Annotated in this window: 9 protein-coding genes; 2 read left to right on the top strand and 7 right to left on the bottom strand. The window is 71.8% G+C overall.

What is annotated here, in order from left to right:
- Window positions 1-188: 188 nt before the first annotated feature.
- Window positions 189-764, bottom strand: coding sequence for a TetR/AcrR family transcriptional regulator (locus LQ51_RS13780; RefSeq protein ID WP_046565851.1), 576 nt, complete (start codon window positions 762-764; stop codon window positions 189-191).
- Window positions 765-988: 224 nt separating this feature from the next.
- Between LQ51_RS13780 and LQ51_RS13775 the strand changes: the two genes are divergently transcribed.
- Window positions 989-2,296 carry a D-arabinono-1,4-lactone oxidase gene (locus LQ51_RS13775; protein WP_046565850.1) on the top strand — a complete coding sequence of 436 codons (1,308 nt, stop codon included), beginning with the start codon at window positions 989-991 and terminating at the stop codon, window positions 2,294-2,296.
- Window positions 2,297-2,507: 211 nt separating this feature from the next.
- Window positions 2,508-3,374: a DUF559 domain-containing protein gene (locus LQ51_RS13770; protein WP_231605742.1), complete on the top strand. Its 867-nt coding sequence runs from the start codon at window positions 2,508-2,510 to the stop codon at window positions 3,372-3,374.
- A 64-nt stretch (window positions 3,375-3,438) separates the two neighbouring features.
- Here LQ51_RS13770 and topA read toward each other — a convergent pair whose 3' ends face one another.
- From topA to LQ51_RS13740, 6 genes are all read right to left on the bottom strand, one after another.
- The gene (topA, locus tag LQ51_RS13765; RefSeq protein ID WP_046565845.1) at window positions 3,439-6,273 is read right to left on the bottom strand and encodes a type I DNA topoisomerase; all 2,835 of its coding nucleotides are present in this window, start codon (window positions 6,271-6,273) and stop codon (window positions 3,439-3,441) included.
- A 318-nt stretch (window positions 6,274-6,591) separates the two neighbouring features.
- Window positions 6,592-7,206, bottom strand: coding sequence for a hypothetical protein (locus tag LQ51_RS13760; protein ID WP_046565844.1), 615 nt, complete (start codon window positions 7,204-7,206; stop codon window positions 6,592-6,594).
- Complete coding sequence (locus LQ51_RS13755) at window positions 7,197-7,736, bottom strand: hypothetical protein (RefSeq protein WP_046565839.1); 540 nt, start codon at window positions 7,734-7,736, stop codon at window positions 7,197-7,199. The genes LQ51_RS13760 and LQ51_RS13755 overlap by 10 nt, the downstream gene beginning before the upstream one ends.
- Window positions 7,737-7,854: 118 nt before the next feature.
- Complete coding sequence (locus tag LQ51_RS13750; RefSeq protein WP_046565837.1) at window positions 7,855-10,203, bottom strand: sodium-translocating pyrophosphatase; 2,349 nt, start codon at window positions 10,201-10,203, stop codon at window positions 7,855-7,857.
- A 317-nt stretch (window positions 10,204-10,520) separates the two neighbouring features.
- A complete protein-coding gene (locus tag LQ51_RS13745; protein ID WP_046565836.1) occupies window positions 10,521-10,955 on the bottom strand; it encodes an ATP-binding protein in 435 nt (144 codons plus the stop codon).
- The gene (locus LQ51_RS13740; RefSeq protein WP_046565834.1) at window positions 10,955-11,311 is read right to left on the bottom strand and encodes an STAS domain-containing protein; all 357 of its coding nucleotides are present in this window, start codon (window positions 11,309-11,311) and stop codon (window positions 10,955-10,957) included. The genes LQ51_RS13745 and LQ51_RS13740 overlap by 1 nt, the downstream gene beginning before the upstream one ends.
- Between the last annotated feature and the right edge of the window lie 208 nt (window positions 11,312-11,519).

Below are 11,519 nucleotides of genomic sequence, written 5' to 3'. Positions count from 1 at the left end.
GGCCGGGCCGCGGCCGGCCGGGCCGCGGCCGGGCGGGCCGCGGCCGGGCGGGCGGGCCGCGCGGGCGCCCCGCGCATGGCGACGGCGGGCCCCGGCGCACCTCGGGAACCCGCCGCTCGTCGTCCTGCCCGGTCGCACCCGGGCGTCGCACCGTTCATCGCCACCGGCAGCCGCCGGTGGTCCGCCGCTCAGCTCTGCTGGGCGACCTCGGTCCGGGCGTCGACCTGCCGGTGCAGGTACTCCCGGATCAGCGCCTTCGCCTCGACCAGCACCCGCTCGTCCCCCTCGGGCCGGCGGCGGAACGCCAGCTTGATCAGGGCATCGGCCGCCTCGACCGCGACCTCGAGATGGAACCGCAGGTCGGGTACGCCGGCCAGCCCGAACCGCTCGGTGAGCACGCGGGCCAGTTGGTCCGCGATCACCCCGTTGTTGTCTCGCTGCTCGTCGAGCAGGTGCAGGTCGACCACGTCGCCGAAGTGCAGGGTACGGAACCCCGGGACAGTGCGGTGCATCGAGATGTACTCGTCGATCGCCGCGTCGACGCCGTCCCACCAGTGGGTCAGGTCGTCGGCGGAGAACCGCTCGTCGAGCCGCTGGAGGTAGGACTCCATCGTGCGCAGGGTCAGCGCCTGCACGATCGCCCGCTTGTCCGGAAAGAACTGGTAGACCGACCCGATCGCCACCTCGGCACGCTCGGCGAGCAGGGTCGTGGTCAGCCCCTCATACCCCACCTCGTCGACGAGCTCGGCACAGGCATCCAGCATTCGCTGGACCCGCGCGACACTTCGACCCTGCACCGGTACCCGGCGCAGCGGCCCGGTCGTGGCGGCTGGTGTGGACACTCGGCGCCACCCCCCTTCGACGGATGAACATATCTGCACGTCACCAGACTGTGACTACCGGTACAACGAGCGGACAACGATTGCGGTATTTACCAGGTACAACGTTCCTGATATGAAGTCAGTTCATATTCACTTCGAGGAGCGCCATGTCGGCAACCCCAGCCGCCTGGTCCAACTGGGCCGGCAACCAGAGCAGCACCGCCGCCCTCGTCGTCCGCCCCCGTACCGTGCAGGAGGTGGCCACGGCGGTCCGGGCCGCCGCCGACGCCGGCCGGACGATCCGGGCGGTGGGCAGCGGCCACTCGTTCACCGCGACGGCCCTGACCGACGGGCACCGGCTCGACCTCGCCGACCTGGACACCGGCGTCCACGTCGACGCCGCCCGCCACCTGGTCACCGTGCCGGCCGGGATGACCCTGCACACCCTGAACGAGCTGCTCGCCGCGCACGGACTCGCCCTACCCAATCTCGGCGACATCGACGCACAGACGGTAGCCGGGGCGCTCTCCACCGGCACCCACGGCACCGGGGCAAAGCTCGGCTGCCTCTCCACCTTCGTGGTGGCACTGACCCTGGTCACCGGCACCGGCGAGGTGCTGCGCTGCTCCGCCGACGAGCACCCGGACGTCTTCGCCGCCGCCCGGGTCGGGCTCGGCGCGGTCGGCGTGCTGGTCGAGCTGACCCTGCGCTGCGTCGACGCGTTCACCCTGCGGGCACACGAGCGACCGGCCCCGCTGGACGCGGTCCTGGCCGACCTGCCGTCCCTCGTCCCGGCCCACGACCACGTCGAGTTCTACTGGTTCCCGTACACCGCCCGGGTGCAGGTCAAGACCAACGACCGGGTACCCGCCGACGACCGGCCGCTGCCCCGCTGGCGCGGCTGGCTGGACGACGACTTCCTGGCCAACACCGTCTTCGCCGGCGCCTGCCGGCTCGGCCGGGCCGTCCCCGCGCTGGCACCCGGGATCAGCGCCGTCTCCGCCCGGGCGCTCACCGAGCGCACCTACACCGGCCGCTCCGACCGGGTCTTCTGCACCCCGCGCCGGGTCCGCTTCGTGGAGATGGAGTACGGCCTGCCACGCGCCGCGCTGCCCGAGGCGCTGGCCGCGCTGCGGCGCATCGTCGACGGCCTGCCGTTCAAGGTGCTCTTCCCGGTGGAGGTACGGTTCACCGCCGCCGACGACATCTGGCTCTCGCACGGCTACGGGCGGGACTCCGCGTACCTCGCCATCCACCAGTACGTCGGGATGCCCTACGAGCCGTACTTCCAGGCGTTCGAGAAGGTCGCCGCGGACCTGGGCGGCCGGCCGCACTGGGGCAAGCTGCACTGGCGCGACGCCGCGTCGCTCGCCCCCGCGTACCCCAAGTTCGCCGACTTCCTCTCGGTCCGCAACCGCCTCGACCCCCACCGCCGCTTCACCAACCAGTACCTCACCAAGGTCCTCGGCGACTGAAGATCTTGGTACGAATCGGCCCCCCTGAGGGCGTTTCCGTACCAAGCTCCGCCCCGCTGTCCACAGGGGGTGGTGCGGGGAGTCGTGGTGGTGAGGATGGGAGGGTGTGTGGGGTTGCCAGAGGGATGAGCGGTCGCGGGGTTGGGCTCGGCGGGCGCTGCCGGGGGATGACGCCGGCGAGCTGAGCTGGCTGCTGTTTCACCAGGAGGACGTGCTGAGCCTTGACCAGGCACGGCGGTTCCTGTCGGTCAAGGCGATCCGACACCGGGTGGCGACCGGACGATGGCGACAGGCACACCGGGGGATCTACGTCACTCATGGTGGCCCGGTCACCGAAGCCCAGCGTCGCTGGGTCGCCGTGCTCGCAGCCGGGCCGTCGGCCGTGCTCGCCGGCCTCAACGCTGCGCAAGCGTGGGGCCTGCGGCGATACCACAGCGGCGCCATCCATCTGCTGCTCCCCGCCCGGCACCAGACGAGATCGCTACCGCCCGGAATTCAGGTCCACCGGACGACGCTGCTGCCCGCGGAGGACGTGCTGGACGTCGGCCAGCCACGACGGACAATGCCCGCCCGCTCCCTGGTCGACGCGGCCCAGTGGGCGTCGACCGACGACGAGGCTCGGGCCGTGATCGCCGCCGGTTTCCAGCAGCGGCTCGTCGGCGGCGACGACCTGCACCAGGTGCTGGAGAGGTTGCCTCGGGCCCGGCGTCGCAGGCTGATCCGGGCTACCGCGTCGGACGCGGCGGGCGGCGCCCACTCCCTCGCCGAGCTGGATTTCCTGCGCCTGGTGCGCCGAGCCGGGCTTCCTGAACCGTCCCGGCAGGTGATTCGCCGCGACGCCGCCGGGCGCCGGCGCTATCTTGATGTCTGGTTCGACCTGTGGCGGATACACGTCGAGATAGACGGCGGCCAGCATCTCGATCCGCGGACCGCCTGGGTCGACATGCAGCGCCAGAACGATCTGTGGGTCGAAGGCAACCGCATCCTCCGCTTCCCCGCCTGGGCCGTCCGCAACCACCCGGACCGAGTCCTGGCTCAACTCCGTGCCGCCCTCCGCAGCGCCGGCTGGTCCGGCTGAGAAATCTTGGTACGGATCCGCCCCCTGGAGGGCGGAAACGTACCAAGATCTCGGCGGATTGCCGCTACTCGGTTGAGGTGGTGGCCTTGGGGGGGGTGGTTTTCTTGGCGGGGGCCTTTTTGGCCGTGCTGGTCTTCGCCGTGGTGGTCTTCTTGGCGGCGGTGGACTTGGCGGCCGCGGTCTTCTTCGCCGCCGCCGTCTTCTTTGCCGGGGCCGCCTTCTTCGCCGCCGCCTTCTTCTTCGGCGCCGGACCCTTCGCCCGCTTCTCGGCGAGCATCTCGGAGGCCTCCTCCAGGGTCAGCGCCTCCGGGGTCTGCCCGCGCCGCAGCGACGCGTTCGTCTCGCCGTCGGTCACGTACGGGCCGAACCGGCCGTCCTTGATCACCAGCGGCTTCTCGGTGAGCGGGTCGTTGCCCATCTCCCGCAGCGGCGGCGCGGCGGCCCGGCGCTGGCGGGTCTTCGGGGCGGCCAGCAGGGCGAGCGCCTCGTCCAGCGTGACGGTGAACATCTTGTCTTCCGAGTCCAGCGAGCGGAACTCGTCACCGCGCTTGACGTACGGGCCGTAGCGGCCGTTGTTGGCGAACACCTCGGCCCCGTCGGGCGCCACGCCGATCAGCCGGGGCAGGCTGAGCAGCTTCAACGCCTCGTCGAAGGTGAGCGTGTCCGGCGACTGCGAGCGCAGCAGCGAGGACTTTCGCTCGCCGCTGGCCACGTACGGGCCGAACCGGCCGGACTTGAGCACGATCGGCTCGCCGGTGGCCGGGTCGTCGCCGAGCTTGCGCTCGCCCCCGCCGCCGAGGAACAGCTCGTGCACCTTCTCCGGGGTCAGCTCGTCGGGGGCCAGGCCCTCGGGGATCGGCGCCCGGTCACCCTGACCGCCGCCCTCCTCGCCCTCACCCGAGGCGGCCGGCGTGGGCTGCTCACCCGGCAGCGCCCGCTGCAGGTACGGCCCGTACCGGCCGACCCGGACGACGACCTCGCGCCCGTCCTCGTCGGTGAAGAGCGGGATGGAGTTGACGCTGCGCGCGTCGATCTCGCTGAGGTTCTCGGTGACCAGCTTCTTCAGCCCACCGGCGTGCGCGATGGCCTGGTCGCCGGTGCCGTTGGTGCTGCCGAAGTAGAACGAGGTGAGGAAGTCGACCGCGGCGTGGTCACCGCCGGCGATCTCGTCCAGCTCGTTCTCCATGCTGGCCGTGAAGTCGTAGTCGATGAGGCGCGGGTAGTGCCGCTCCATCAGCCCGATCACCGCGAACGCCAGGAACGACGGGATCATGGCCTGGCCGCGCTTCACCACGTACCCGCGGTCCTGGATGGTCTGCATGATCGACGCGTACGTGGAGGGGCGGCCGATGCCCAGCTCCTCCAGCGCCTTGACCAGCGACGCCTCCGTGTAGCGGGCGGGCGGCTGGGTGTGGTGGCCCTGCGCGGCCAGCTCGTCGGCGGTCAGCGGCTGGTCCTTGACCAGCGTGGGCAGCCGCCGCTCGGCGTCCTCGGCCTCGGCGTTCTCGTCGTCGCTGGACTCGACGTACGCGCGCAGGAAGCCCGGGTCGGTGATGGTCTTGCCGGTCGCCCCGAAGTCGGCCTCCTCCTGGGCGGTGGAGACGGCCCGGATCCGCACCGAGACGCTGGAGCCGACCGCGTCGGTCATCTGCGAGGCGATGGTGCGCCGCCAGATCAGCTCGTAGAGCTTGAACTCCTCGCCGGACAACTCCTTGGCCACCTCGCCCGGGGTGCGGAAGTTGTCCCCGGCGGGGCGGATCGCCTCGTGCGCCTCCTGCGCGTTCTTCACCTTGCCGGTGTAGCGGCGCGGCTCCGGCGGCACGCTGCGCTCGCCGTACAGCTCGACGATCTGCCGGCGAGCCGCCGAGATGGCGGTCTCCGACAGGTTCACCGAGTCGGTACGCATGTAGGTGATGTAGCCGTTCTCGTAGAGCCGCTGCGCGGTACGCATCGTCTGCTGCGACGACAACCGCAGCTTGCGGGCCGCCTCCTGCTGGAGGGTGGAGGTGATGAACGGCGCGTAGGGCCGGCGGCGGTAGGGCTTCTCCTCGACCCGGGTGACGGTGAACGGCCGGTCCGCGAGCCGGGCGGCGAGCCCGCGGGCCCCGCCGGAGTCCAGGTGCACCACGCCCGCGCCGGGCCGGACCCGGCCGGTGGTCGGCTCGAAGTCCTTGCCGGTGGCGATCCGGTCGCCGTTCAGCGCGATCAGGGTGGCGTTGAAGGTGCGCGGACCCTCGCCCGGGTTCGCCACCGCCAGGGTGGCCAGGATGTCCCAGTACTCGGCGGTGCGGAAGGCCATCCGCTGCCGTTCCCGCTCCACCACGATCCGGGTCGCCACGGACTGCACCCGGCCCGCCGAGAGCTTCGGCATGACCTTCTTCCACAGCACCGGGGAGACCTCGTAGCCGTACAGCCGGTCCAGGATGCGCCGCGCCTCCTGCGCGTCGACCAGGTCACGGTCGATCTCGCGCGGGTTGGCGACCGCGGCCTGGATGGCCGGCTTGGTGATCTCGTGGAAGACCATCCGCTTGACCGGCACCTTGGGCTTGAGGGTCTCCACCAGGTGCCAGGCGATCGCCTCGCCCTCGCGGTCCTCATCCGTCGCCAGGAAGATCTCGTCGACCTCCTTGGCCAGCTTCACCAGCTTGCTGATCTGCTGCCGGCGGTCGGCGGAGACGACGTAGAGCGCGTGGAAGCCGTTGTCGACGTCCACGCCGAGCCGCGCCCACGGCTCACCCTTGTACTTGGCCGGCACGTCGGCGGCGTTGCGGGGCAGGTCGCGGACGTGACCGAAGCTGGCCTCCACGACATACCCCGGGCCGAGGTAGCCCGAGATCGTCTTGGCCTTCGCCGGCGACTCGACGATGACCAGACGGGTGGTTCCAGCGTTGCTCGGCACGTCTCTCTCCGACCTCACTCCTGCTCCATGCCCGTTTCCGGCCGTGTTGCACCGGCCGGCCCGTCGGCGGTCCGGATGTCCAACGTAACGCGCCGTCCGGGTCGCGGGTTTCGAGGGCGGCAAACGATCACTGTGTGGCGGCCACCGGTGACCGCCGCCGGACGGCGCCACCGTACACCGTGGGTAGGGCGCCGAGCGGGTGACTGTGACGATCACACGCCCCACGGCCGACCATCTTCGCGCCGTTTTCCCGGACCGACCACCGGCCGGAGGTGTCCGGGATCGGACAGCCGGTGCGATTGCGCCTGGCCCGGCCGGTCAAGGCGGCGGGCCGGGCCACTCGGCGGGCGGCGCCGCGGGCGGGCGGTCGCCCACCAGCTCCGCCAGCCGGGCCAACCGCCGCCGGCCGGCGATCCGGTACGCCGGGCCGCCCTCGCCCGGCTCCACGAACGCGCCGGGCAGGCCCACCGCGGCCAGCGCGGCCCGGACCGCCGGCCAGCAGTCCTCGTCGGCGGCGCCGAGCCGGAGCAGGAAGCCGGCCGGATCGGCGGCCCCCGCGGCAGCCAGCCAGAGCCGCAGCCGCCGCCCGTTGAGGTGGAACCCGGCCGGGGGCCGCTTCACCGTGCCGCGCGGCAGCCAGGCCCGGGCGAGCGGGGCGAGGGTCGTCGCGTACGCGGTGCGGACCAGGTGCCGCCCGTCCCCGGTCGGGGCCCAGCTCGCCGGCACCCCGCGGGCGCCGAACTCGGCCACCAGCACGTGCACCCGCCAGGCGGCGTCCACCAGCACGGAGATCCGGGCGGTGCCACCCATCCGCACCACCTCGCCCGGCCCGGCCAGCAGGCCGGCCAGATCGGGCAGGACCGGGTCGGCGGCCTCGGTGGAGAAGAGCGAGGGCTGCCGGACCGGATGCGGGGAAGGTGGCGTCAGCGACACTCCGGGACCTCGTCGAAGGCCTCTTTGAGCTCGGTCGAATTGAGCTGGCTGGTGTCCAGCGCGCTCGCGTCGTACTCCTTGTTGAGGGTGTCCACGGCGGCGCGGACGCCGGTGTAGAACGGCCCGGCCTGACTGGTGTCCAGCTTGTCGATGGTGTCCCGGGCCCGGCCGTACGCGTCGCGCATCTTGCTCAGCGAGGCGCGGAAGCCGGCGGAGATCTCCGCGCCGTGGTCGGTCTCCGGCACGCCGGCCTCCTCGACCTTGCGTCGGGCGGTCTCGCTGGCCTGCTCGGCGCCGGCGAAGAGCCGGACCAGGTTCTCCTTGGCCTGCGCCGGGGTGGTCTGCGCGGTCATCTGCTGCTGGGTGCTGCTGGTCAGCTTGTTGATCTCCGCGCGCCACGGGGTGAGCGCCTGGCACACCGAGGTGGCCCAGGCCCGCGGGCTGGGGCCGCCGCAGCCGGCGAGGAGGAGGCTGAGCGTGGCCAGGACCACCGTGAGCTTTCCGGCGGTTGCCGCCCGGCACGTACGCATGCGAAGCAGCGTACGGCCTCCGGGTGGAACTGCCACCGGTCAGGTTTCCGGCCCCGGACCGGACGGACGGGCCCCCGGCCGGCGCGGAACGCCGGCCGGGGGCCGCTGCCGTGCCGGGTCAGGCGTTGACCGTCTCCGGCTCCTGGTCCGGGCTGCCGGCGTCGGTGCCGGACTCGGCCATCGCCACGCCCTTGCGCTTGCTGAACACCACGGCCGCCACGATGATCAGCGCCGCCACGATCGCGATCGTGATGCGCAGCGGGGTGTTCCGGTCGTCGCCCACGCTCCAGGCCACCACGGCCGGGGCGATCAGCAGCGAGACCAGGTTCATCACCTTGATCAGCGGGTTGATCGCCGGGCCGGCGGTGTCCTTGAACGGGTCGCCGACGGTGTCGCCGATGACGGTCGCGGCGTGCGACTCGGAGCCCTTGCCGCCGTACGCGCCGTCCTCGACCAGCTTCTTCGCGTTGTCCCAGGCGCCACCGGAGTTGGCCAGGAAGACCGCCATCAGGGTGCCCGCGCCGATCGCACCGGCCAGGTAGGACGCCAGCGCGCCCGGGCCGAGGCCGAAGCCCACCGCGATCGGGGCCAGGATGGCCAGCAGGCCGGGGGTCATCAGCTCGCGCTGCGCGTCCCGGGTGCAGATGTCGACGACCTTGCCGTACTCGGGCCGCTGGGTGCGGTCCATGATGCCGGGCAGCTCACGGAACTGCCGGCGGACCTCCATCACCACGGCGCCGGCCGAGCGGGAGACCGCGTTGATGGCCAGGCCGGAGAAGAGGAAGACCACCGCCGCGCCGATGATCAGGCCGACCAGGTTGCGCGGGTTGGCCACGTTGAGCGCGTTGAGGATCTCGGTGCCGACGTCGCCCACGCCCGCGTCCCCGTACGAGGAGCGCAGCGTGTCGGTGTACGAGCCGAACAGCGCGGTCGCGGCGAGCACCGCGGTGGCGATCGCGATGCCCTTGGTGATCGCCTTGGTGGTGTTGCCGACCGCGTCCAGCTCGGTCAGCGTCCGAGCGCCGTGCTCGTCGATGTCGCCGGACATCTCGGCCACGCCCTGCGCGTTGTCGGAGATCGGGCCGAAGGTGTCCATGGCGACGATGACGCCGACGGTGGTGAGCAGGCCGGTGCCGGCCAGCGCCACCGCGAACAGCGACAGGGTGATGGAGCTGCCACCGAGCAGGAACGCGCCGAACACGCCGGCGCCGATCAGCAGCGCCGAGTAGACGGCGGACTCCAGGCCGACGCTGATGCCGGCGAGGATGACGGTGGCCGGACCGGTCTGTGAGCTCTTGCCGATGTCCTGCACCGGGCGCCGGTTGGTCTCGGTGAAGTAGCCGGTGAGCGCCTGGATCGCGGCGGCCAGCACGATGCCGATCACCACGGCGCCGATGGCCACCAGCCGCGGGTTGCCGGAGGCGTCGGTCAGCCCGCTGTCGAACTCGCCGAAGGTCGCCGGCAGGTAGGCGAACGCGGCGATCGCGACCAGCACCGCGGCGATCACCGCGGAGAGGTAGAAGGCCCGGTTGATCGCGGTGAGGCCGTTGCGGTCGCTGGGGCGCAGCCGGGTGATGAAGACGCCGACGATCGCGACGAGCACGCCGATGGTGGAGATGATCAGCGGGAAGACCAGGCCTTCCTCGCCGAACGCGGCGCGGCCCAGGATCAGCGCGGCGACCAGGGTGACCGCGTACGACTCGAAGAGGTCGGCGGCCATGCCGGCGCAGTCGCCGACGTTGTCGCCGACGTTGTCGGCGATGGTGGCGGCGTTGCGCGGGTCGTCCTCGGGGATGCCCTGCTCGACCTTGCCGACCAGGTCGGCGCCGACGTCGGCGGCCTTGGTGAAGATGCCGCCGCCGACCCGCATGAACATGGCGAGCAGCGCGGCGCCGAAGCCGAAGCCCTCCAGCACGGTGGGCGCGTCACCCCGGAAGATCAGCACGACCAGCGCCGCGCCGAACAGGCCGAGGCCGACGGTGAGGAAGCCGACCACCCCACCGGTGCGGAAGGCGATCTTCATGGCGCCCTCGCGTCCGCCTTCCCGTTCCCGGGCGGCCGCGGCCACCCGCAGGTTGGCGCGGGTCGCCAGCCACATGCCGGCGCCACCGATGAACGCGCTGAACCCGGCGCCCACCACGAAGAACGCCGACCGGCCGATCTTCACCAGGGTCTCGTTGCCGTCGGTGTCGTGCACCGGCAGCAGGAACAGCAGCACGACGGCGACGACCACGAAGATCGCCAGGGTACGGAACTGCCGCAGCAGGTACGCGGACGCGCCCTCCTGCACCGCCCCGGAGATCTCCTGCATGTTGGTGGTGCCCTTACCGGCTGCCAGCACCGCCCTGGTCAGGGTGGCGGCGAAGACGAGCGCCACCAGCGCGATGACCGCGGCGATGACGACGTACGTCACGTTGGCTCCGGTAAGGGACAGTGCGCCGCCGTCGGCGGCCAAGGTCCCGGACATCTATGTCCTCCTGTACCGAACACTCGCGCCGGCCCATGGAGACGCACGGACCGACGCCTGGAATGCGGACTCGCAAGCGTGCGCCAACCCACTCCGGCGGACCAGCGATGCACACCCATTCCCGCTGGCTGCGGGACAGGTCACTTGCTGACAACTCGCGTACTGTAGCCCTCCGACGTGTTGAGGGTCACAGCGAGGTGGCACCCAGTCTCGATGATCTTCGTCGCTGTGCTATGCGAAAAAATCTGATATATGGGGCGACCAGCACGACGAGGCCGCGCTCCCCTCGGGGAACGCGGCCTTTTTACGTGCTCAGCTCAGCGGCGGACCGGCCACACCATCCGGACCTCGGTGCCCACGCCCTCCTCCACCGGACGCACCTGGAGGTCCTCGACGAAGCCGGCGAGCAGCGCGAACCCGACGCCGGTGGTCAACGCGTCCTCGCTCAGCGACTCCTGGGCCAACTCGTCCGGGGCCAGCGCGGCCAGCCCGATGCCCGCCTCGATCGGGGCCCGGTCCACCACCCGCACCGTGTACGCGCCGCTGTCCGACATCTCCACGTACACCGGGTCGGGCAGCCCGTACTGCCGGTGCAGGGCCACCGCCCGGGTGCACGCCTCGCCGATGGCCAGCCGCACCTCGTCGAGCAGGTCCTCGCGTACCCCCGCCCGCCGGGCGACCGCGACACCGACCAGACGGGCGGTCCGCACGTGCACCGGGGCCGGCGAGAAGGAAAGCTTGACGGTCGCCATCACGCGCCGGCACCGGTCGGGTCGGCGCTGATCGCCGCGTCGACCGTCGGGTGCAGCGGGAAGACCTGGTCCAGCGCGGTGATCCGGAAGATCTTGAGCAGCGGCTCCTTGTCACAGACCAGGGCGAACGAGCCACCGGCCGAACGCAGCCGCTTGAGCGCCCCGACCAGCACGCCGAGGCCGGTCGAGTCGAGGAAGTCCACCCGGCCCAGGTCGACCACGACCCGGCGGGCCCCGCCGTCGATCAGTTCCAGGAGCCGTTCCCGCAGGCGCGGCGCGGTGTAGACGTCCACCTCACCACCGACCTCGAGCACCGTGTGCTCCCCCACCGCGCGGGTCGCCAGCGACAGCTCCATCGGTCCCTCCTCGGTAAACTCTCCTGGGCATCTAACCATCCCCGCAGGCGGCCCTTTCGGGTCACCGGCGGCGGCTCTCCCATACCCAGGCCCCCGGGTTCCCAATTCCGAACACCAGTGCGAGAGTGCAGGACGTGCCGTTCGACGAGTCCAGCTCGGCGCCGCCGGTCGCCGACCGGACGGCGTCGTCCACCGTCCCCACGCCGCC

The sequence above is a fragment of the Micromonospora sp. HK10 genome, assembly GCF_000982955.1.
In the GTDB taxonomy this organism is placed as follows: Bacteria; Actinomycetota; Actinomycetes; order Mycobacteriales; family Micromonosporaceae; genus Micromonospora.
Note: the sequence above shows the minus strand (reverse complement) of the source record. Positions and strands in the feature narration are given on the sequence as shown.